Here is a 23,234-nt window from a genome sequence, read left to right as displayed (position 1 = left end):
GCGTGCGGGCAACATCGCCCACACGTGTGCCGTATGACGCGCGTGCTCACGCGGATACACCCCTTCACGAGCCTGGCCCTGCTCCTCTTGCTGGCCTCGGCCGTGCCCCTCCTGCTCGGTGAACCACTGCTCATGGCCGGCATGCTTGTGCTGGCGCACGGCTTCGTTCAGCTCGAGTTTAAGAAGTACACGAGCAACTACCAATTCACGCTGATCCTGCTCACGGCGCTGGCCATCGGCATCGCGCTCGACCTGCGTTACAGCACCTGGCCCATGCTCACCTTGGCCATGCTGCTGTCGGGCACGGCCATCATCGCCCGGCAGGCCTTCATGCAGCAGTTCACCTATGTGAACCTGCTCTGGCTCGATTCGGGCATGTCGGTCGCCGCCGCAGGGCTGTATGCGTTTGCGGTCAGTGGCCAGCCTTTCGCCTGGGACCTCTGGCTCGCGCCGCTGCTGCCCATCGTGGGCGCGCTCGGGCTCACCTTCAGCTATGTGCAGGACGGCTTCCGCATCCGGCGCAGCACGCGCTTCGGCTACAAGGTGCAGGTGGGGCAGGAGGCGGTGGACTTCACGCTGCCCGATCAGGACGGGCGCCCGGTGCGGCTCTCTTCCTACCGTGGCCAGCATCCGGTGCTCTTGATCTTCGTGCGCGGCGATTGGTGCCCCGGCTGCCACATGATGCTGCGCACCTACGAGCGCAATCGGCAGCGCTTCGCCGAGAAGGGCGTCCACGTGGTGGCCATCGGCCCCGACAACATCGACGTGAACCGCGACATGGTGGCGCGCATCGGCGTGGGCTACCGCATGCTCAGTGACAGCGACCAGCAGGTGAGTGGGCAATACGGCGTGGTGTACAACAACCCCTTGCTCGAGGTGGGCGTTGATTACGAGCAAGGCATCCCGTTGCCCGCTTCATTCCTCATCGACGTCGATGGCATGGTGCGTTACGTCTCGCGCCCCGATCGGGTCGGCGAGTTCCTGGACCCGGAGCTGATCTTCGGTGCGCTCCAAGGCCTCAATGCGACACCAGCAGCATCATGGAGCTGAGCATTGGCCTCGCCGTGGTGGCCGTGCCCGTGGCGCTGCTCGGCGCCGCTACCGGATTGGCCTTCGCGTACAACCGGCTGCGTGCGCGCCATGAGCGCATCGAGCGCGACCGGGCCAGTTACCTGGAAGTGCTCGAGGGCAGCAACGACGGACTCTTCGTGATCAACTTCGTCAACGGCCGCATCTATCAGGCGAACGAGAAGGCCGCATCGATGCTGGGCTATGCGCGGGAGGAGTTGCAGGGCCTCACCATCTTCCAACTGCACCCGGACAGCATGCTGCACCGCAGCGCCGAGCGCATCGCCGATGCGTGGGAGAAGAAGGGCGCGGTGTATGACGATGTACCGATGCTCACTGCCAGCGGCGCCGTGCTCCCCGTGGAGAGCAGCGCACGCGTGACCAGCTACGATGGCCGGCCCGCCATCATCCTCTTCATCCGCGACATCCGCGAGCGGATCGCCCTGCAGGAGAAGGTGAGCGAGCAGCAAGCGCTGGTGAAGCGCCAGAACGCGGACCTGCTCAGCAGCATCCGCTACGCGCAGCGCATCCAGCGCGCGGTGCTGCCCGAAGCGGCCGATCTCGCCGCGTTGTTCCCCGAGAGCTTCATCCTCTTCCGTCCGCGCGATATCGTGAGCGGTGATCTGTTCTGGTTCACCGAGGTCGATGGGAAGAAGGTCGTGGCAGCGGCGGATTGCACCGGTCATGGCGTGCCGGGCGCCTTGCTCAGCCTCATCGGCGCCTCGCTCTTCGAGGAGGTGGTGCTGCAGCGCCGCATCACGGAGCCAGCGGCCATGCTCGACGCCATGCGCGCAGGATTCGAGCAGGTGCTCAACAAGGGCGAGCTCGAGGTGAGCCACCGCGATGGCATGAACGTGAGCGTGGCCGTCGTGGATGAGCGCAGCGCCACCTTGCGGTTCGCCGGGGCCTACCATCCGCTCTACCTGGTGCGCAACGGTGCGCTCACCGAGTTGAAGGCCGACCGCATGCCCATCGGCTACCACGAGGGCATCGACAAGCCCTTCGCCCAGCACGAAGCGCGATGCCTTCCCGGCGATCGCATCTACCTCTTCTCCGATGGCATCGCCGACCAGTTCGGCGGGCCGCAGGGCAGGAAGCTGCGCAGCGCGGGCTTCAGGCAATGGCTCGTGGAGACCGCGGGCCTGGGCATGGACGATCAGCACCAGGCCATCAGCGACCGCTTCCGCAATTGGAAGGGGAACGAGGAGCAAGTGGATGATGTGCTGCTGATCGGCGTGCAGCTTTGATCAACGGCCGAGGTCATCGTCAACACCAAGGAGCAGGATGAGATCGCTGATGGCGATCGAGTCGCATTGCGCGATGTGCATCGGGACGCTCTGCTCACTGACATCCTTGATGGCCAAGCCATCGGCGACCGCGCGCTGCCAAGCGGCACCATCGCCGCCGATGAAGAGCACGCGTCCTTGCGGCGCTTGCTGATGCGCCTCGCGCACCCATGATCGACGGTCGTAACCGGCACCATAGGCCGACGGGAAGCCCTCGACGAGCACCGGGCATGCGTAGCAGGTGAGGTGCGCGGTGAAATGCGTGCGATGGTCCACCTTGATGTGCGGCCAGCGGATGGGAACGATCAAGCGGCAGTCGTTGTTGATGGCCGTCTCACGGATCGTCTCGCAACGGTCACGCACCGATCCCGACGGCTCTTGGCGAACCCAGGCGCATTCCTGCTGGGCCAGCTCGCGATCCACGGTGCCGTGCAGCGCCTGTGCTTGCACGAGGACCGTGATCAGCGCCAGGATCGGGCTCGCGATCGCGAACCAGCGCGGAACCCGTGAGCTCCGCAGCAGCCAGGCGAGCACGCCCGCCAAGAGCAAAGGCACGCTGAGCATCATCCGCGAGCGCGGGAAAAAGACGCTCGCGCATCCTTCATGCACCTTGGGGATGCCGAGCGCTAGGACCAAGACGGTCATCGCGGCGATCATGGACAGCGCCACGCGCCATTCGCCTTGGCGCAAGAGCACGAATGCGGCAACGAGCAGCAAGGCGAGGGGCAACCAGCCCAAGCCGCCGAAGGGATGCAGGTGCTCGAAGTGCAAGCCGATGTTCGCGAGCCCGTCGATGATCAACGACGGGTTGAAGGCCAGGTCATTCGCGCCGATCCCATGCACCACGGAACCGGGTCGGGAGGCATACCATGCTTGAGCAGCACCATGCACGCCATAACCGGTCGCGGAGGCAAGGGCCGCACTGATCCACAGCGAAGCATGCCTTCCATCGCGCAGTAGCAGCCAGAGCGCGACGGCAGCAACAGCAGGCAGCGCATTCGCATTGCAGAGCAGCGCGGCCACCAGCGCGAAGGCCGAGAGCAGGTGCCGGGTCAACGCATGGCGCACATTCAGCACCCAGGGCACAAAGGCCAACAGCGCGAGCCCATGCACCCAGCCGCGCGGCATGCTCGTGATCATGGCCCACTCCGCGGGCAGCACGAGCGGCACGAGGGCGATCACCAAGGCGGGGGCCAATGCGCCTTTCCGGAGCGCCAAGAGGCTCCACGACCAGAACGGGAGGAGCGCGAGCATTGAAGTGACGATGGGCAGCGCGATCCACGGCGCAGCCCCCACGCGGTTGAAGGGCGCTGCGAGCAGGGCCTCCAGCATGGGGTTGTAGTTCTGGCCGTAGAGGAAGGGCTCGCGGAAGATCCCGTTGCCGTAATCGGCGGCCACCTGCATGATCAGCGCATCATCGATGCCGATGTGCGTGAATGCGAAACCGAAGAGGACGATGGTGCGATCGACGAGGCCCAGGCCGAGGATCAGCCAAACCGCCGTGCGGAGGAGCCGGTCATCGCTGGGCCTCCGCATGGGCGATGTGCGCGAGATGATCGGCGGGCGGGAGCCAGTGCCACGATGCATCGCGCCGGAGCCAGGTGACCTGCCGTTTAGCGTAATTACGGCTGTGCTGCTTGATGAGGGCGATGGCCGCAGCCAGGTCCAACGCGCCATCGAAGTGCGCGAAGAGCTCCTTGTAGCCGACGGTCTGCAGCGCATTGAGTGAGCGATGGGGAAGGAGGGCGCGCGCTTCCCCCACAAGTCCCTCGGCGATCATGCGGTCCACGCGTTCGTCGATGCGGGCATAGAGCTGTTCGCGCGGCAGCTCCATGGCGATGCGGATGATGCGCATGTCCGCGCGGTCCTGTGCGCCCGAGCGCTGCTCGCTGTACGGCTTGCCGGTGAGCAGGCATACCTCGAGCGCGCGGATCACGCGGTGCGGGTTCGCCCGGTCGATGCGCGCGTGGGTGGTGGCATCAATCTTCTCGAGGTCCTGCACCAGCGAATCGAGGCCTCGCGCCTCGAGTTGCTTCTGCAAGCGCTCGCGCAATCGGGGGTCGCTGGCCGGCAACGGGTCGAGGCCCTTGACCAGCGCGTCGATGTACAGGCCGCTGCCGCCCACGAGCACGGCGATGCCATGCTTGGCGAGCAGCTCTTGCAGCAGGGGCTCCGCTTCACGGGCGAAGCGGCCCGCGCTCCAGGTCTCTTCCAGTTCCAAATGCCCGAGGAAGTGATGCCTCACGCCGTGCAGGTCGTGCTCCAAGGGCCGCGCCGTGCCGATCCGCATCGCCCGATAGAACTGCCGCGAATCGGCGCTGATGACCTCCGTTCCGAAGTGCTTCGCGAGCGCGATGCCCGCATCCGTCTTGCCCGAAGCGGTGGGCCCGCCGATGATCACGAGCGCGGGCAGCTGCATCAGCGGAACTCATCATCCTCGCCGCCGCCCTGGCCGAACTCATCGTGGCCATCGCCTTCCTCGCCCTCACCTCCGAAGAGGTCATCGTCATCGTCCTCCATGCCATGCTCCTCCTCGCCCAGGTCGTAGGGGTCCTCCTCGAGGATGCCTGCGGTGAGGTCGTCCTCCTTGCTATGCTCGTCGGGTGCTTCGTGCATGCTGAGCACCACGCGCGGATACGTCAGGCCTTCCTCCGGCTCGCCCGCGCCGATCAGCTCCACCATGAAGAGCCACAGATGCAGGAAGTCATAAGCGTAAACGAAGCGCTGGCTGGTGCTGCGCATGTGATCGCTGATGAGCACATCCTTCATCAGGGCGGGCACATGGCCCTCTTCGGCGAAGCCCAGATCAGCCAGCGGGATCTCCGCGCCCTTGTCCCAGTTCTCGTCGCTCACATAGAAGCACGCCATCTCTTGCCCGATGAAGGCGAAGGCCTCCTTGATGGCGTTGTGGAAGTCGAAGAAGCTCTGGTCGCTCCCGATCTCGATGTCGCGGAAGGCCTCGCTCGGGTGGTCGATCAGGACACGGAAGCGGTAGATTCTCAATGGAAGCGGGTTGGGCGGTTGGGTGGCTGTGGCCTTGCGTGCGGCAGGCGTGGCAACAACGCGCGAATCTAGCGGCAGAAGGGCTCCCGCGCGGCGCCTGGGCAGCGCGTCGGCCCATTCAACCGGCTGGCCGCACCTGCTGGTCGAAACGTTGGCACCCTTCTGCCGGACCTCCCGTTGCATGGCCCAAACACCGCCACATGTCCCACCGCTTCCCTTCCTTCCGACAAGCCTCTGCCTGCCTCGCATTCCTGCTTGCGGGCGCTGCTTCTGCCGCAGTGCCTCCCGGCAGCCGTTCCGATAAGGACGAAGTGATCCTCACCGGCTGGCTGCACGTGGAGGACCACACCTGGCGCGATGCCAAGGTGAGCGTGGAGGTGGATGGCGTGGTGAACACCGCGCAGGTCTCAGAGACCGGACGCTTCGATCTGCGCGTGCCCGCCAACACCGAGGTGCTGCTGCGCTTCGAGAAGCCCGAGCACCTGACGAAGGAAGTGGTGGTGAATACCGCGCACTCGGCGATGGGACAAGCCGGACGCAACAAGCGCCATGTGCGATTCGCCGTGATCCTGGAGCTGGAGCGCCACATGGCCGGTTTCAGCTACCACAGTCCTGTGGGCAACATCGGCTTCGATCCCGATGGCGGCTGCCTGGCCGTTACGCACCGCCGGGAGAAGATCCCCCCCGGCCGCAACAAGCCGATGGAATTCTGATCAGGACATTGCCGCAACAACAGCGCAGGGCCTTCTCATCGAAGGCCCTGCTCGCGTTCACCTGGATCCGCGCACGCTATTCCTTCAGCACCCGGCCGAGCATGATGCTGCGGCCCGTGTCCGTGAGCCGAACGGTGTATGGACCCGATGCGAGCGGCGCGATGCTGATCGCAGCAGCGCCCTGTGCATATGCTGTGAGCACCGTACGCCCTTGCGCATCGATGAACTCGAGATTCCCGGAGAGGTCGGCGGGAAGGGCGATGTTCAGGATTTGGGACGCTGGATTCGGCCACAAGGCGGCGCCTATCGTTTCAACGTGCGCGATTCCCGCGCCCATATCGAGGTCGAAGCCCATGTCCTGCCAGGTGCTGCTCGTGGTAGTGCCCGTGACCGTGCCGCTGGTGTTGGAATAGAGCTTCCGTCCGTTATTGGGCGTAGTGCCGTATGTGCCGAATGCCGCAGCAGTGGTGGTCTGGAATTCGATCTCGATGATGAGGGTGCGGTTGGAGTTGTACAGGAAAGGCGTCTGCAGGTCGATCGGGAACCAATCGCCCGTGGTTCCGGCCGGGATCGTGTAGGAGGCGGATGCCAGCACGGTGCTCAGCCCGGTGAAGTAGGTGTTGCCGCCGGCGAAGGCCACCTCGTTCGTGAGCCCCAGCTTGATCGTGAGGTTGCCGAGCGTGACGCCCGTGGCCTGCCCCGTGGTGCCGTACCGGTAGTAGAGCCGGGTGATCGGGCCGCTCACCGGATTCACCAGGTCGCCGGGCAGGTAGAGGCATTGCGTGCGGAGCGCCGTGAGATTCCCCAGCAGGAAGGTGCTGTTGCTGGTGCCGAAGCCCTTGTACACCTGTTGAGCGCGAACGAGGATCGGTGCGAGCAGGATCAGGAGGACCGTGCAAAGTCTCGTGGGTTCGATGCGCATGGGTTCTGGGTTTGGTTCCACCAAAGCTAAGCGCACCGAGTATTCGCTTGGACATGGGTCGGACTAGCAAGCCGATGAAGCGCCACGATCGGTGATCGGCGTGGCTATCTTGCGTGCATGAGGTTCAATGGCCTGGCATTCCTGCTTCTCTGTGCGCAGTCGCAGCCATTCCCTTTCAAACTCAGTCAGCCTGATGCCATCCTTCGGCTCCCGGGAATGCTCACCGAGGTGAGCGCGCTCACGGACGTTGACGAGTTCACAGTGGCCTGTGTGCAGGACGAGCTCGCTGTCATGTACCTCATCGATGTCAATTCAGGACGGATCAAGGGAACCCTTGCCTTCGGCGGGCCCGGCGATCTGGAGGGACTCACGCGCGTGGGCAACGAGTACTATGCGCTCCGCAGCGACGGCCTTGTCTATCGGATGTCCATGGGTGACATGAAGATGGATGTGCTTGACACCTTCCGCCTGCAACTGCCTCAGGACAACCTTGAGGGCTTGGGCTATGATGAGCGCATGGGCCGGGTCCTCATAGCGCCGAAGGGCGTCGTGAAAGGTGATCCGACCACCCGTGATTCAAGGGCCATCCATGCCTATGACGTTGCCAGGCGAGAGCTGCTGCCGGAGCCCGTCCTGCGCTTCACCGTGTCGGGCATCGTCGCACAAGCACGGGCCGCTGGCTTCACTGTGCCGGAGCGTACCACACCCAAGGGCCGTTCGGTGCCAGCCCTTAAATTGCGTTTCAGCTCGGTGGCTGTTGATCCGCTCTCAGACCACTATTACCTGCTCAGCGCCGTTGACCGCACGCTGCTGGTCTTGGATCGGACCGGCAAGCTGGTTTCTTTACAGGAACTCAGCGAGGAGCTCTTCCCGAAACCGGAGGGCATCACCTTCCTCCCCAGCGGCGCTATGCTCATCAGCAACGAAGGCAAGGGGACATCACCCAACGTGCTGCGGTTCGAGCGCAAGTGATGATGGTTTGCCTTTACGAGCCACTGGCCATAGCCGAGGCCTGGATCGAAAGCGTTCCCGATGCGCAGACAGGAACGGGTGCCCTTCACTGCACTTTGAACAGCTTCACGCTTCCGCCATCAACGAGATAAACGGCGTTGCTGAAGGCATCCACCTCGTACTTGGGGTTCTTGTCGTTGCCCAAGGGGATGGAGCCGACCACGCTGCCGTCGGCCTTGTTCAGGGCCTGCAGCACATAGCTGCCCTTGCCGGCATCGCTCATCAGGTAATGGATGCCCGCGGTGCTGGTGCTGGCCTTGAAGCGCGCGTTGGCTTCCTGGAAGAAGCGCTTCGCGGCGCCAGCGGCCATCTGCGCCCCTTCACCATAGACATCGCTCACGGCCCCGGTGATGTCGCGGGCGGCGGCACTCCCGGCATCGGTGACCTGGATGCTCTGGCTCGCAGCGCCGAATGCCGCGCTCGTGTAGCCGAACGCCGCGGCGTAATAGGCGGCCCGCACGGCGCTTGCGTATTTCAGCGCACGCACCAGGCCGCTCTCGCGCGGTGCCGGGAAATACTTGCGGTAGATCTCCTTGCCATCGGCTCCCAGCAGGGCCAGGTTCTGATCGCTGCTCACCACGAGCCCCGCCTCGGTGTGCTCCAGGCGCGTGGGCTTCTCCTTGCCCTCGAAGGAGAGCGGCGCGGTGCTTACTGCGGTGGCCGTACCGCCGCTCGCGGGCACGCTGTACAGGAGGCCATCCTTCGTGTTCAGCACCCAGGTCTTCCCTTCGCTGGTAGCCACGAGGCCCGCTCCGCCCTTCATGGGCTTCTCCAGCCGGGAGAGGCCCGTTGACAGATCGATCACCTCCACTTCCTCAGCACTGGCCACGAGCAGGTCACCGCCCAGCATGGTCACTTGCTGCACCACGCCATCGAGCTTCACTGGTTTCTTCCAGACCTCGTTGCCGCTGGCGTCCACCAGGGTCACCACGCCATCGTCCTTGCCGCTGGTGAGCAGCGTGCGGTCGCCCAATTCCACGGCGCCGGCCAGGATCCCCTTCACGTTGATCCCCTTGCCATTCTTGCCCCACTTGCCAGCGCCGCTCGAATAATCGAGCAGGTCAATGCTGCGCTTGTCGCCGGCGCCCACGAGCAGTCCGCTCTTCAAGGGAACCAAGGTGCCCAGCTTCTGCTGGAACTCCAACGGCGCGCTCCAGGCATAGCCGCCATCGGCGATGCGGAAGGCGTTCACGAAGGTCTTGTAGGTGACCGTCACGGTCTTCTTGCCCTGCGAATCGGTCGATTCCTTGCGCTGCTCGGTCTGCATGCCCATGAAGCAGAGCTCGGGCGCGTGCGGCGTGGTGATGAAGACGCCACCGATGCCGGGTATGTTGATGTTGGCGCCGCCCTTGTCGAGCAATGCTGCGAAGCCCGCCATCTTCTCGAAAGAAGGATCAGGGCATTTCTTCCAGAGCTCGGCGCCGGTCTTCGCATCCAGTTTGTAAGCGAAGAAGAGCGTGCTCAGCAGGATCGCGTCGGGACCAGCGCTGTTGCAGGCGGTGAGCCGGCTGAAGCTGTCGTCCTTGGTCCAGCGCACCTGTCCGGTGCCCATATCCACGCAGGCCATCGCCGCTTTCTTATCGGCCTTCTGCCCAACAAGGACGATGGCGTTATTGGCGTAGAGGAAATACTTGCTGGTGATGTTGCTGATGCCGGCTTCATCGCTGCTGAAGGCCACCGTGCCGCTGAAGGGCTCTACGATGAAGAGCGCTTCCGGCCGGCCATTGGGCACGAGGGTCACGAAGGGCGAGCGGTCCACCTCGGTGTATCCGGTCTCGGGTGCTCCGGCCAATTCCTTCAAGGTCCAGGACACATCGCCTGTGGCGGGATCCACGCCTTTGAGGCCCTCGGCGGTGCAGACGACCACGGCTCCTGCTGCGGTGGTGCGCATCCATTGCACGGCACCGGTGCTAGCGGTCCAGGCTGGGCTCAACTGGGCAACGGCGGAGATGAGTTGGAGGGCGAAGAAGGGGGAGGAGGAGCGGGCGTAGTGAAGCGTTCATAGGGGTACGGGTTAGGGCGTACGGCCTGACAAGGTATGTGCCGTTATGCCGAACGGGCTGCACCCTGCAACGATCCGCACGAACGGACGCGCGCTACTCCGCGGCTACGGCGCTCGTCACCTTGCGCTGGGCATAGTTGCCCAACAGGTGCCTGCGCACGAAGCGCGGCGTGGCATCGGTGCCCACGAACTTGTTGTAGGTCTTGGGCGGCACGCCATAGAAAGCATGCGTGCTGCCATCACCGAAGTGCAGGCGCAGCACCTGGCCCTTGTACTCCCAATTGGAGATGCCGCTGGTCATGGTCTGCTCGAATTCGCCGGCGCGGGCCGAGAGCGTCTCCGGATGCATGCCTTCGAGGAACTTGTAGGCCGCGATGATCCGCTGGCTCATGGCCTCCGCCTCGGCGCGCTCAGCCTCCTCTTGGAAGCGGTCGGGGTGGTGCTGCTTCATCAGCCCCTTGTACAGGAGGTTCAGCTCTTTCAGGCTGATGCCGGCCGTGGCGCCCAGCAGTTTGCGGCTCTCGAGGATCTCCTTCATGGTGTGCTGATTTCGGAAACGGCCGCGAAGGTCGGCTTTTATTGGTTAAAGCGATAGGGCTTTGGCTGATTGGTTCGGTATCATCAGTTCATCAGCCGAAGTGATGCAGAGGGGATTCTTCTCACTTCAGACCACCAGCAGGAACAGACCAAGAGCAAAAAGCACAAGAATCGCGATGACTGCTCCAGTTCCCAACGAGTGGCGCTGCGATCTTCTTGCGGCTGATGTCGTCTTCGCTGATTGGAAGGGCGAGGCAGCCTCTTTCGCGCCTTATGTGCGAGGCACCATTGCATGCGGTCAGTACTTGATGAACCGCACACCAAGTCCCAAGCGCATGTACATGGTGTAGTGCAGGAGGGTTTCTTCCATAGCCACTTCTGTGGTAGGCAGGGCAGAGGTGTGATGTTCCAGCTCATAGGATTCGCCCATGTTCGTTCGCGTGGTGCCGAAGAGGTCCCAATAGAGGCCGATTGCATCGCTCAACGCGAACACGAAGCCCATGCCGATGTCGAGCCCTCTTGTGTTGAAGCGAGCGGTTGTGGAGTGCTGGCCGTCATGCTGGTTCTTTAGCGTGGCTGTGCCGATTTGGTAGCCTACTGTTCCGTAGAAAATGCTGCGGTTCTGCTTGCCCATGTGGCGAGTCATACCCAAGTGAAACCCCCAATGCCGTCGGCTGAATTCCGAGGGCACCCCGCCGTAGAGGTCGAGCGCCTTCTTATTGGCGTACAAGCTTGTGTCGAAATCGGTGTTCGTATTGCGTACGGCATAGTACTCGACCTTGAACACGATAGGAGGGAACACATTGCCGGTTGGGCGAGGATTGGCAAGCTTGCCGTCCACCAGATCGTATCGGTACTCAACACCGAACACGCCGATCTGGTACATCAGCGATGCGTTGACCGTTTGGGCGATTGGCGATTGCCTGAAGTATGGTTTCAAGTAATCGTCATCGCCCAGCCAAGCGTGGTCGATCCCGGCCGTGGCACCGAGGAACAAATGGCTCTGGCCAGCGCCTTCTTGCGCGAGAAAGGTTGCGGGGGCCATCAGGCTTGCGAGCAGCAACCACATCTGGCTCCAGCGGGCAATCGGCGTCTTGTGCATCATGATCTCGGATTGAGCGTTGTTCCATCGGCCTTGATTCACTTGCTCCCCTTCTTCACCACATACCAATTCCAGTGGAACTTCCAGTAGATCATGGGCAGCACCTTCAGGTCCTCGCCGATCACTTCGCTCAGGGGGTTGTCATCGGGGTCTGCGTAGAACCAGGCACCCAGGCCCAGGCCGAAGCAGTAGCTGGGGGTCTTGCGCCCTTCCTTATAGCGCTCGCGGGCCCAACCGGTGGCGAACATGCTCTGCTCCACATCGAGGCTGAGGCTGGTGCCGCCTCGGATCATGAGGCCGTTGCGCACGATCTTCCTGTCGAAGCTCTTGTAGCTCTGCCCGAAGAAGATATCGACTCCGCCGTTGAGGATGGGAGCCACCACGAACTTGGATTCTTCTTGCTCTCGAATGACATTGCCAAACTGGTCATAGATCGTGACGCGCTTGTAGGTGAAGGTGGGGTAGAAGGACACCCCCGCCTCCAGCGCGATGTTCGGGTGCGGCGCTGAGCGGGCGTGGATGCCCAGCAGGCCGCCACCTCCAATGCTCACGCCTAGTCCCAGGATGCCGCCGTAGTCATCCATATCGGCCGGAGCCGTGTTCTGAACCGCTGTGGCCTCTTTACTGATGCGCACCACTTCATCCATGCGGTAAACGAAGAGGCTACCGTCGTAGGTCTTGATCTTGATGCTCTCGCCCATCACTTGCTCCACGATGGTGCCGCGGATCACGGAGCCGTTCTTCAGCTCCACCACATCGATGGTGCTCTGGGCCAGGCATTGGGTGCCGATGAGCAGAATGAAGGGAAGCAGGAGCCGGCGGAGGGTTCGCTTCAAGGAAGGTTTGCTGAGGTTCATGAGGCAGGGGGTTTGGTGTAGTGAAGGTGCTGTTTTTCTGGTTGGTGCAATACCGGTGCGAGGCGATTCTCAGTGGTGCAGCACGAACGAGGCGGAGAGCAGGTCGTGCAGGGCTTGCTTGCGGCGGGTGAATGCGATGAGGAGGAGGCCGGAGCCGAGCGTGAGCAGCGTGAGCAGCTTGGCATGGAAGCGCGCTGTGGCTCCGAGGAAGTCGAGCCGACGGCCCAAGGGATCGGTGACGCGCAGGTCCAAGGCGAGCTTGCCCGGTGTGGCTTGCAGGCGCGAGCACTCGAAGCATGCGCTGTACGCCCAGGCCACCAGCAGCAGCGCGGCGAGCAGGCCCACGGCCCCGGGCATGCTGATCCGCGGATCGGCGATCGCGGCCCGCAGGTCCAGTCCGACGAGCTTCGGCAGCGATGCCAAGGACATCAGCAGCGCGGCGTCGATCATTGCCGATGCTGCGCGACGGCCCAGACCTGCGAAATGCACGGTTGATTGAGTGGTTGCTGGGGCGGATGACATGGTTGCCTGATTGCCATTCACCAAGGCTTCGTGCCGTTGGCGATGCAAGGATCTGCCAGCCCTGATGGGCGCCGTTAGTGACTATGCGACGAAGACTTGGGACTTTGTTGCAAGGCGCCCCGCTTGCGGGTTTGGCGCGCGCTTGCGGATCTGTGGCGGTGCCGTTTCCGCCTGATGGTCAGGTGGTCCTCACTTGCGGAGGAGGAAATGGCTGGGCGGTTTCTCCCAGTAGGCCTTGAAGGCATTCGAGAAGGTGGAGGGATCCTCGTAGCCCACCCTGCGCATGGCCTCGGTCACGGTGCATTCGCCCTTCTCGAGGAGCTCGCGGGCCACGGTCATGCGCTTCTCGCGGATCAGCTCGCCGGGGGCGCGGCCGATCAAGGCGTTGAGCTTGCGGGTCACATTGCTGCGGTCCATGTTCAGCAGCACGCCGAGTTGATTCGCGTTGAGCTCGGGGCTTCCGTACCGCGCTTCGATCAAGGCCTGCACCTTCTCCACCCAGATCCGGTCCATGTCGCGCAGCGGATCCAGCGGGCGGTCGGGTTTCAGGCCCAGGCTCGCTTGGTTGTGCGCGCGCACCTTCTCCGTGCGCGCGATCGCGTTGCGCGCGCGGGCCAGCAATTCCCGTGGCTCGTAGGGCTTGGGCAGGAAATCGTCGGCGCCCTCGTGCAGGCCGCGTATGCGCTCCTCCATATCGGTGATGGCCGTGAGCACGATCACGGGCACATGGCTGGTGCGGATGTCGGACTTCAGTTCGCGGCACACCTCGAAGCCGTCCTTCATCGGCATCATCACGTCGGTGATCACCAGGTCGGGCACCAGCTCGAATGCGCGCGCGAGGCCTTCCTCGCCGTTGTGCGCACGATGCACACGGAACTCAGAACGCAACAGGTCGGCGATGGCGGCATTCAGGTCGCGGTCGTCCTCGATCACCAGCGCGATCGGTTTGGCAGTGCCGTATTCGTCAGCCACCGGCTCTGGCTCCACAGCTTCCTCCTGCTCTTCGTGCAGCATTGGGTCCACCAGGACCGGACCATTCGAAGCGCCTGGCTCCGTGGTGAAGGGGAATTCGAGATGCACGGTGGTTCCCTGACCCAGCGCGCTCTCCAGCCTCCAACGCCCGCCATGCATCTCCATGATGCGCCGCACATGGAAGAGCCCAACGCCTGCGCCCACCTGCCCGGCGGCTTGCGGGCCATCACTGCGCTCGTACAGGTTGAAGATGCGCTGATGGTCCTCGGGGGCGATGCCGCTGCCGGTGTCGGCCACGCTGATCCGCAGCGCCTCAGAGCCATCCATCGTGCACCGTTCGGCCTTCACGGTGATGGCGCCGTCATCGGGAGTGAACTTGAATGCGTTGCCCAGGAGGTTCTCCAGGGCCATGGTCACCTTCGGGCGGTCAAGCGCGATCACTGGGTCGCCATCGGCTGGGATGAAGCGCAGCTCGATGCGGCGGTCGGCGGCCATCGGGCGGAAGTCGGCCACCACCACGTGCAGCAGTTCATTCACGCTCATCGGCGAGGCATCGAGGGCGATGTGGTCGTGTTCCTGTCGGGCGGTCTCCAGCAGTGCGGTGATGCGGCCGGTGAGCTTATCTACGCTGCGGCGCAGCACTTGGGTAGTGGGCTCGTCCATGCGCTCGGCTGGGTTAGCGGCGAGCCGCTCCACGCGTTGCTTGATCAGCGTGAGCGGCGTGCGCAGGTCGTGCGCCACATTGATGAAGAAGCGGGTCTTGCGCTCATCCTCGGCCTTGGCGCGCTCGGCTTCTTCGTGCTCGCGCGCCACTTGGTAGCGCAGTCGCACCCTGCTCAATAGGATCCAACCCACGCCGAAAGCGAAGAAGGCGCCGGCCACGATGAAGAGCGCCGTGGCCAGATTGGTGCGGTGCCACGGCGGCGCGATCGTGATCCATAGCGAGGACGGCGCATCGTTCCAGATGCCGTCGTTGTTGGCGGCCTTCACCAGCAGCTCGTAACCACCAGGATCCAGGTTGGTGAAGCTCACCCGGTTCTGCGTGCCCAGGTGCACCCATTCATCCTTGTAGCCCTTCAGCATGTAGGCGAAGCGGTTCTTCTCCGGCGAGATGAAGCTCAGCGCGGCGAAACGGATGGTGAGGTCGTTCTGCTCGTGGTTGAGCTCTATCGTGTCCTGGTATGTGATGTTCCGATGAAGCGGCGAACCCGGTTTCCCGATCTCCATCTCCGTGTGCCCGATCACGAGCCCGGTGAATGCCAGCTTCGGCAGGTATGGATTGAACTTGATGGAATCGGGGTAGAATGCATTGAAGCCGTTGATGCCGCCGAAGAAGAGCTCGCCGTCCTGGGCCTGATGCGATGAGCCGGAATTGAATTCCAGGCTCTGGATGCGATCGCTCAAGCCGTAGTTCGTGATTTTGCCGCTCTTCGGCTCGTAGCAGCTGAGTCCGGCGTTGGAGCTGAGCCATATCCGGTCATGGCGGTCGATCTCCAAGGCGTACACCACATCGTTCGGCAGGCCATCTTCCATGGTGAGCCTGGTAAAGCGTCCGCTCGTATGATCGAACGCGTGCAAGCCACCGCCATAAGTGCCCAGCCAGATCATGCCGTTGCTGTCCTCACGGATGCACGTGATGAAGCCGTTGGCGAGCGCTGTGGAATCCGAGGGATTCATGGGGAAGTGGCGCAGGTCCGTGACGCGCTTGGATGATGGGTCCCGCCTGAATGTGAATAGCCCTCGGTTCATGGTGCCGTGCACATGCGTGCCGTCCTGCGTGCGGTACTGGCAGAAGGCCTTCTCGTAGCCGTGAATGACCGAAGTGCTGGGTTCTTTGGTGTGAGGCACCGCTTGGAATGTGCGAGTATCGATCAAGTTGAGATTGCAGCCCGTGTGGAGCATGCCATCATGTTCGAGCAGTAATGAGAAGGTCCCGTTGCACGCACTGTCAGCGTCGAAGCGCACAGGCGGTTCGCCAGTAGCGCCGAAACGATAGATTCCGGAATGATCCGTGGCGGCCCAGATGCCTCCGATCGCATCCTCTACGATGCTCCGGCAGGTATAGCCGATCGTGCTTGGCGCGTCGAGCAGGAGATTGCGGACGGTCTTGCGGTCGGCTTCCACCAGGTCCAATCCGTTCTGCGTGCCCACCCACAATCGGCCCCGGCTGTCCTTCAATAGGCCGCGCACCTTGGGAGCGCTCAAGGGCAGGTCAGCATCGCCACCGAAACCGTAGTGCTTGAATTTGGCGGAGACGCGATCCAGGACAAACACGCCCTGGTAAGAACCGACCCAGACGCTGCCGTCGGAGACCTGCACCAGGCTGGTGATCTGCATCTGGGCGTTGGGGCTGCGCATGTCGGGGAGCGGGATGCGCGTGGGCGATCCATCGGCATCGATGTGATGCACGCCGTCGAGGGTGGCCGCGAGGATGAATCCATCCAGGGGCAGTGCTTCCACCATCACGGATCCGGGCACCGCCACCTCCATGGGTTCAATCGGGTCTATGCGCGATACCCAGATCCGCTCGCCGATCTTGAAGCGGAGCACGGAATCGCCGTGCTGCCAAAGCGCGATGCCCAGTTCATTTCCCATCGGGAAGCCGGCCACGTCTATCGGTTCGACCCGCGTGAGGTCGTCGCTGATCTGTAAGAGCAGGGGCCTTTCGGACTCGTGATCCATCGTGGAGACCATGACGCCCTTGGTCGTGCGCGCAAGACCGGAAATCGGCGCATTCGGATGTACCGCTGGGATGCGGTCATGCGCATTGATAACAGTGCCCGCTGCTGGGTCGTAGATGAACAGGCCCCAGAATGTCCCGAGCAAGAGCCTCCCATTGCTGAGGTCTGCGATGCTCCGCAAGATGTATGAGCTGCCAGGAGCCGTGCTGTTGGCTGGGAAAGGGACCGAAGTGAAGCGGTCCGCACGCTGGTCGTAGAGCAGCACGCCGTGCTCATCCGAACCAGCTACCAGTGATCCTGATCGGGTGATGAACAGACTATGAACCCTGGCGGACTTGACCGATTCGCCATCCAACTGGATGTGCCTATACACCTTGAACACACGTCCATCGAATCGATTGATGCCGTCCTCCGTGCCGATCCAGATGAAGCCGTCCGGGTCCTGCACGATGCTCGCTGCGGAGGTCTGCGATAGGCCATGTTCCACTCCATAGTGGCGTACCGTCCACCGTGAAGGATCCGGTTGCGCGGTTGCACCCCATGCCGAGGCCATGCATGCGCAAGCAATCAGCCAATAGCGCATGGGAGAGGGCATAGGTGGGTGACAGTGGATATTACCTGTCGGCGGGAAGGTACCGATCCGCCCCATCCAGCATCCTCCAAACCTGGCCGACCCCTACTCCTCCGCCACCGTACCGCCCGCCTCCACCACTTCCACCCAGCGGCCCAAGCTCCGCGCATGGATCGTATGGTCGTACATGGCCTCGCACACCGCGCCCGGCAGGTAGTACCGACCGGTGTAGCTGGCGTTGAGCAGCACGCGGTAGGTGTGCGTTTGCCCGCGCCACAGGTTGAAGTAGGTGAGCACGCGGTCGTCGCGGATGTCCTGATAGGTGAAGGGGCCTTGTGCCGCTCCTGTCAGCGTGCCTTCGAGGCGCGTGTTGCGGATCTCCCAGCCGCTGGGGAATAGCTGCGAAAGGGCCAGCTGCTGGTAGCCGTTGCTCACGCCCGGGTGCGTCACGTTGACCACCGCCATGAAGTCGGTGCCTTGCTCGATGCGCGCGGGATCGATGCTGGTGCCATCCATGAGGGTGTAAGCCACGGTCATGCCCAATCCGCTGCTGGTGGCGTTCTCCTGCCCAGCCAGGGGCGTTCCCGTGCGCACGAGCCGTGCGTAGAGCAATGCCTTGCCCGTGTTCTCGATCTTCACGCTGGACTTGCCATCCGGCACCGGCAGATCGATCCGGCTGATGGCGCGCTCGCTGAACTTCTCCGTTCGCTTGCCATTGAGGGTGAGCGCGTAGTTCATGCCCTTGCCCAGTTGGCTCTTCTCGGCCAGGCGGCTCACGGCGAGCAGGCCGAAGGCGGTGCTCTGCGTGCTCCACCAATCGTTGCTGCTCAACCTCTTCGCGATCCGCGCGACCACGGGCGCGGCCTTCTCCATGTCGCCCATGGCGATGAGGGCGTCCACGATCATGGCCTCGTCGCGCAGGTCGCTGCCGTAGGTCCAGTACTGCTCGGTGTAGGGCGACACCTGCGTGCTCGCGCCGTTGACCAGCTGCTGCGCCACGTCCTTCCGTCCAGCGTGCGCGTAGGCCGCCGCGAGCATCCACTTCGCCTGCAGGCCCAGGTCGCTCTGCTCGCGCAGGCGGTTCATCGCCGGCAGCTCATGTGCCTTGCCGAGCGCCAGCACATAGAGGCGATAGGCCTGCACCAATTGCGTGGCGTTGCGGCTCCAGCTCTCGGGCACCACGCCGTTCCATTCGCGTGCCTGCTTGCGCTGGAAGGCGAGCCAATTGCTCTTCACGTTGCCGGGCATGGCGTAGCCTGATCGGTCGGCCTCTACCATGAAGTGGCCGGCATAGATCGAGGTCCAGGTGTCATAGTGGTCGCCGCCGGGCCAGTAGTTGAAGCCGCCATCGGCGCGCTGGAACTGCACCATCTTCCGCAGCGCGGCCTCCACGTTGGCGCGCGCCATCTGCTCACCGCGCACGGGCAGCTCCATCACCTTGGCGATGAAGAGCTGCGGGAAGGCCTTGCTGGTGGTCTGCTCCAGGCAGCCGTGCGGATAGTCGAGCAGGTATTGCAGTCGGCGGCCCATGTCAACCGCCGGTATGCTGCTGATCTCGAGGTAGGCGCTGTTGGTGCCTCGCACGCCGAGGGCAGCCGGGGTCGCGCTGAAGCTCTTGCCGGCATCCAACAAGGCTTCGGTGACTTCCGTGGCGGGCAGGTTCGGCTGCCGCACCTGCAATTCGATCTTCTCGCTCGCGCTCTCGCCCGCGCCGCTCACGCTCACTTTCAATTTCGCCACGCCCACGGCCTCCTTCACCTTCACGCGGAAGCTCACCACCTGATCGCCGGCGCTGCTGAAGCGGATGGTCTTCTGCGATGGGCCTTCGGGGATCAGCAGTTCATTCGGCTCGATCTTCACGATCACCTCTTTCACCTTCGGGTCCATCGCGAAGACGGTGACCGGCAGGTCCGCTGTTTCGCCAGGAGCGAGCACGCGCGGCAGGGTGGCCAGCACCATCAAGGGCTTGCGCACGGGCACGGCTTGTTCGGCGTTGCCGTAGGATTTGTCGCCGTCGGTGGCCACCACCATCATGCGCACGCTGCCCACGTAGTTGCTGATGGTGAAGTCGTGCCTGGCCCTCTTTCCGCGCTCGAGCTTGAAGGGGCCCACGAAGCGCACCACGGGCTTGAATCGGTTGGCGCGCGCGGCGTCGCCCTTGCCGGCATCGTCGCTTCCGCCGAGGGCGAGCACGCGCTGCAATTGCCTGCCGTATGCGCCGATCACCTGGTCGTAGAGGTCCCAGGTGCGCACGCCGAGCGCCTCGCGCGCATAGAAGTGGTTCCAGGGATCGGGTGTCTTGAAGCGCGTGAGGTCGAGCAGCCCTTCATCGACGATGGCGAGGGTGTAGGTCATGGGCCTTCCGCTCTTCTCGGCCACTTCCACGCTGAAGGGCGCATCGGTCCTGATCTCCTTCGGCGCCGCGAGCACAGGTGCCAGGTGCGTGAGCGGGTCCTCCACCAGGATCGGGATCACGCCGTAGAGCCGCATGGGCAGGTCGTTGCCCTTGCCGCCTTCCTGCTCCGGACGCGTGAGCTCTTGCGGCTGAATGAGCATGACGTGCGCGTACACGTTGGGCGCCATGTCGGCGGTGATGGGGAAGGAGTGGCGGGTCTCCTTGGCCTTCAGGTCCACCCACACGGCATCGAGCACGCGGCTGCCGGTCTCCAGGCTCACCAAGGCACGGCCGGTGCCGCCGCTGGGGATGATGAGCGTGCAGTTGTCGCCCACGTGGTACTTCTCCTTGTCGGCATTGAAGCTGAGCACGGCGGCCTGGTCGGGGTCCTGCCGCCGGCTGCGGCCTTCCCAGCCGGGCCAATCCATGTACACCTGCACGGCGCTGGCATGGCCGCTGGCGGGATCGGTGATGCGGATGGCGAAGCGGCCCCATTGCGGACGATCGATCCGGAACTTGAAGGTCGTTCTGCCCTTCGCATCGGTGGTGAGTTCCTTCTCTTGCTGCAGTTCCACGCTCGGCGATGAGATGTAGCTGGCCGCTCCGGTGATGCCGCCATCCCACCACCAGTTGTAGTTGAGCTTGTACACCTGCGCCTTCAATTGGTGCTGCGCGATGGGCTTGCCCTTGGCATCGATGCTGGCGATGCTGAACTGGTAGCTGGTGTCGGTGATGTAAGTGCCCCAGTTGTTGCGCGTTTCGGGCGACTTGATCCCCACGTAGCTGGTGTAGGGGTAGTAGGGCACGCTCACGCGGTCCATGCTGGCATCGCCGCCGGCCTCGAAGACGCGGGTCACGATGTTTTTCTGCACCACGGCAGGCGCGCTGCGGCCCATGTGCAGGTCGAGGTCGAAGGCGGCTTCGCCCTTCTCATTCAGGTTGCCATCGAAGGCCACTTGCTCCTCATCGGGCACCCAGGTGCGCAGATCGTTGAACTCGTATTTGTCGTAGCCCTTGAATTCGGGCCAGCCGTGCGTCATGGTCACCGTCACGCGGCTCTTCAGGTTCTTGGCGGGGGCGCCATGCAGCCAGTGCGAGCGCAATTTGATGGTGGTGCCGCCATCGGCGCTGAGTCGCTGGCCTTCGGTGCCGCTGGGCCCGTCGGGGAAATCGAGCAGCACCTTCAGGCGGTTGGGCTTCACCGTTTCGATGCGCAGGCTCTTGTGGAAGGCGGTGCCGCCCACGCGCACCACGGCGTTCCAATACCCGGTGGGCGCATCGGGCACGGTGGCGCAGCGGAAGGCGTACACGCCGTTCACGCTGGTGGTGCGCACATGCTTCTGATCCAACCGTCCGCGCGGATCGCTGATCTCCAGCACCACCGGATGGTCCTTCGGCAAGGTGTGCTTCGGATCCTGCAGCATGAAGCTCAGGTAGAGCGAATCGCCGGGACGCCACAAGCCGCGCTCGCCATAGAGGAAGCCCTTCAATCCTTTCTCGATGGCTTCACCCTCCACGTCGTAGCTGCTCACGCTGAGCGAGCCGCCGTCGTCGAGCTTGAGGTAGCCGCGCTGCGAGCCTTTGCTGGCCACGAGCAGGAAGGGCTTGTGCTTCGATGCGGGCAGGGTGGCCAGGCCCTCGCCATCGGTCACGGTCTGACCCATGCTCTTGCGCTGGAAGTCGAGCAGGTCGAGCTTCACGCCGCTCAAGGGCTTGGCGGTCTTCAGGTCGCTCACTGCCAGCAGCATGCTGCCGTCGTTGCCCACCTTGGCGATCAGGCCGATGTCGCTCGCGAGGATGTTGCGCGCCGCCGTGGTGTTGCGGAAGTAGTAGCTGGCCTTGCAGGGATCCTCGCGCTCCTGATAGTTGTACCCTTCGTCGTAGTCGTAATACTCGTAGTCGTCGTAGTACCAGTAATCCTGTTGGTCGTCGTAGGCGGCTTGCTCTTCTTCCCAGCTCTTCTCACGCGGGACCTCCACGGGATCGCCGCCCTCGCAGGGATACACGCTCTGATGGCGGCCGAAGGAGAGCTCCACGCGGTACACGGCGCCGGGCTCGGTCTTGAGGTGGTCGGCGAGATCGAGGTAGTAGGTGTTCCAGCGGCCCAGGTCGGGGCTGTCGGCGGTCTTTAGGCTGATGGTCTTGCGCGAGACCAGGCGACCTACACGCGCCAGTTCACGGTTGCCATCGAGCGCATTCACCTGCAGGAACTGGCTCACGTTGCTCTCGTGCACCTTGATCACGCGCACATCAACGGCCTTCAGGTTCACGGCCTGGAAGGGGAGGAGCAGGCCATCGGTGCTGGGCAGGATGGTGCCCTTGCCGTTGAAGCGCACGGCGGGCTTGAGTTCCTCGAACACCAGTTCCACGCTCACCTCTTTGCCAAGCGTGCGGCCGTTCACGTTGCGCAGGCCGGCGCTCACGTAACCGTCCTGTTTGCCTGTGAGCCGCTGGGCGGGATAGAGCACGAGCTTGTTGCCATCGTGCGCGATGCGCAGGTCGTCGGCGCCGGCAATGCCCACGAGGCCGCGCAGGTCCTGAGCGGGGTCCAGCGGATCGCTGAAGAGCAGCGTGGCGAACTGCTCGCCATCGCTGAAGGTGGTGGCGCTGATCAGCGCGAGATCGCCGATGGCAGGCACATCGAAGGGCAGGGTGGCGGCGTCGGTGCTGCCGATGCCCTTGCCGTTCCAGTTGATGTCCACGCGCGAGGCTGCATCGCCGCGCTTCACGCTGTCCACCGTGAAGCGGTGATAGCGGCCGTTGGGCTCATGCTCCCAGGTGAGCGGCAGATCGCGGCCTTCTTGCTTCGCGGTGAAGCAGCCTTCGAGGTCCTGGCCGGTGGCATCGTCGCTGGTGTACACGCTGGCGATGAGCCGCTGCCACTTCAGGTCGGTGGCGCTCAGCGACTGCATCTCGTTCACGCGTGCATCGATGCCTTGCTTGAAGGTGCTCACCTCGAAGCGGAAGTCCTCCAATCCCTTGGGCACCTCGATCAGGTCGCCGAGCCTGAAGCGCACCGCGTAGGTCTTGTCCTGCGCCAATCGTTCATCGGGAACGAAGGCCAGGGTGAGCTCATCGCGCATCTCCACGCGGCCCTTCACGCTGGGCGAGAGGTCGAAGAGTTCCTGCAGGGCCGTGGCCGAGCTATCGCGCCAGCGCTGCCCCGCAGCGATGCGCACGATGATGGGCGAGCGCGCGCTGATGTGCCCGCCGGTGAAGGCGGGGATGTAGGGCGTGAAGGCGGCATCGGGCTTGGCGCCCTTCTCGTTGTTGCGGCAGGCAGCTAGCACGAAAGCGCACAGCACGGTGAGGCCGAGCGCACGCGAAAGGCGAGGCAGAGTGGGCATGGTGGCGTGAAGGATGCGGTGAAAGTAGCGGTGCGGGTTCCAAGGCGCACGCGCGTTCCGAACGGAGCAACGGTGGCCGTGAAGGCACTATTGCGGAAGAGGAAAGATTCAGTTCTCGGTTTCGCTTCACGAGCAATCACCATGAATAGGAATGGACGCCAATGAACAAACCGCTCCGAGTGGCGATCCGGAGTGACGGCTCCGATTGGCGGTGTTGAGTGGCAGTTCTGAGAGGTCGCCGGAAG

Annotated in this window: 15 protein-coding genes; 4 read left to right on the top strand and 11 right to left on the bottom strand. The window is 63.6% G+C overall.

From position 1 onward, the window contains the following. Positions 1–33: 33 nt before the first annotated feature. A complete protein-coding gene (locus IPM12_15595; protein ID MBK9149229.1) occupies positions 34–1,050 on the top strand; it encodes a peroxiredoxin family protein in 1,017 nt (338 codons plus the stop codon). After that, positions 1,041–2,315, top strand: coding sequence for a SpoIIE family protein phosphatase (locus tag IPM12_15590; protein MBK9149228.1), 1,275 nt, complete (start codon positions 1,041–1,043; stop codon positions 2,313–2,315). Before IPM12_15595 ends, IPM12_15590 begins: the two co-directional genes overlap by 10 nt. Here IPM12_15590 and IPM12_15585 read toward each other — a convergent pair whose 3' ends face one another. Genes IPM12_15585 through IPM12_15575 form a run of 3 tightly spaced genes read right to left on the bottom strand, consistent with a single transcriptional unit; the run spans position 2,316 to position 5,357 of the window. Next, positions 2,316–3,890: a hypothetical protein gene (locus IPM12_15585; protein ID MBK9149227.1), complete on the bottom strand. Its 1,575-nt coding sequence runs from the start codon at positions 3,888–3,890 to the stop codon at positions 2,316–2,318. Next, positions 3,871–4,773 carry a tRNA (adenosine(37)-N6)-dimethylallyltransferase MiaA gene (miaA, locus tag IPM12_15580; GenBank protein ID MBK9149226.1) on the bottom strand — a complete coding sequence of 301 codons (903 nt, stop codon included), beginning with the start codon at positions 4,771–4,773 and terminating at the stop codon, positions 3,871–3,873. The genes IPM12_15585 and miaA overlap by 20 nt, the downstream gene beginning before the upstream one ends. Then, positions 4,773–5,357 carry a hypothetical protein gene (locus IPM12_15575; GenBank protein ID MBK9149225.1) on the bottom strand — a complete coding sequence of 195 codons (585 nt, stop codon included), beginning with the start codon at positions 5,355–5,357 and terminating at the stop codon, positions 4,773–4,775. The genes miaA and IPM12_15575 overlap by 1 nt, the downstream gene beginning before the upstream one ends. A gap of 200 nt (positions 5,358–5,557) precedes the next feature. Between IPM12_15575 and IPM12_15570 the strand changes: the two genes are divergently transcribed. After that, the gene (locus IPM12_15570; GenBank protein ID MBK9149224.1) at positions 5,558–6,070 is read left to right on the top strand and encodes a hypothetical protein; all 513 of its coding nucleotides are present in this window, start codon (positions 5,558–5,560) and stop codon (positions 6,068–6,070) included. A gap of 76 nt (positions 6,071–6,146) precedes the next feature. On the opposite strand, the gene IPM12_15565 is transcribed toward IPM12_15570, so the two are convergent. Then, on the bottom strand, positions 6,147–6,992 hold the full coding sequence (locus tag IPM12_15565) for a T9SS type A sorting domain-containing protein (GenBank protein ID MBK9149223.1): 846 nt from the start codon (positions 6,990–6,992) through the stop codon (positions 6,147–6,149). 117 nt (positions 6,993–7,109) lie between these two features. Here IPM12_15565 and IPM12_15560 point away from each other — a divergent pair, with 117 nt between their 5' ends. Further along, positions 7,110–7,964 carry an SdiA-regulated domain-containing protein gene (locus IPM12_15560; protein MBK9149222.1) on the top strand — a complete coding sequence of 285 codons (855 nt, stop codon included), beginning with the start codon at positions 7,110–7,112 and terminating at the stop codon, positions 7,962–7,964. Between the two features lie 85 nt (positions 7,965–8,049). Here IPM12_15560 and IPM12_15555 read toward each other — a convergent pair whose 3' ends face one another. The 7 genes from IPM12_15555 to IPM12_15525 form a co-directional block, all read right to left on the bottom strand. Beyond that, complete coding sequence (locus IPM12_15555) at positions 8,050–9,894, bottom strand: PQQ-binding-like beta-propeller repeat protein (protein ID MBK9149221.1); 1,845 nt, start codon at positions 9,892–9,894, stop codon at positions 8,050–8,052. A gap of 205 nt (positions 9,895–10,099) precedes the next feature. After that, positions 10,100–10,543 (bottom strand): KTSC domain-containing protein, encoded by a 444-nt coding sequence (locus IPM12_15550; GenBank protein ID MBK9149220.1) that lies wholly within the window; start codon positions 10,541–10,543, stop codon positions 10,100–10,102. Positions 10,544–10,840: 297 nt separating this feature from the next. Next, positions 10,841–11,647 carry a hypothetical protein gene (locus IPM12_15545; GenBank protein ID MBK9149219.1) on the bottom strand — a complete coding sequence of 269 codons (807 nt, stop codon included), beginning with the start codon at positions 11,645–11,647 and terminating at the stop codon, positions 10,841–10,843. Between the two features lie 35 nt (positions 11,648–11,682). Beyond that, positions 11,683–12,480, bottom strand: a complete 798-nt coding sequence (locus IPM12_15540) for a hypothetical protein (GenBank protein ID MBK9149218.1) — start codon at positions 12,478–12,480, stop codon at positions 11,683–11,685. Positions 12,481–12,570: 90 nt separating this feature from the next. Next, the gene (locus IPM12_15535; GenBank protein MBK9149217.1) at positions 12,571–13,023 is read right to left on the bottom strand and encodes an RDD family protein; all 453 of its coding nucleotides are present in this window, start codon (positions 13,021–13,023) and stop codon (positions 12,571–12,573) included. 189 nt (positions 13,024–13,212) lie between these two features. Continuing rightward, positions 13,213–17,259, bottom strand: coding sequence for a response regulator (locus IPM12_15530; protein MBK9149216.1), 4,047 nt, complete (start codon positions 17,257–17,259; stop codon positions 13,213–13,215). A 93-nt stretch (positions 17,260–17,352) separates the two neighbouring features. Further along, positions 17,353–22,989 (bottom strand): hypothetical protein, encoded by a 5,637-nt coding sequence (locus IPM12_15525; protein ID MBK9149215.1) that lies wholly within the window; start codon positions 22,987–22,989, stop codon positions 17,353–17,355. Between the last annotated feature and the right edge of the window lie 245 nt (positions 22,990–23,234).

The sequence above is a fragment of the Flavobacteriales bacterium genome (genome assembly GCA_016716605.1).
GTDB lineage: Bacteria > Bacteroidota > Bacteroidia > Flavobacteriales_F > PHOS-HE28 > PHOS-HE28.
This window is presented reverse-complemented; position numbering and strand designations above follow the sequence as displayed.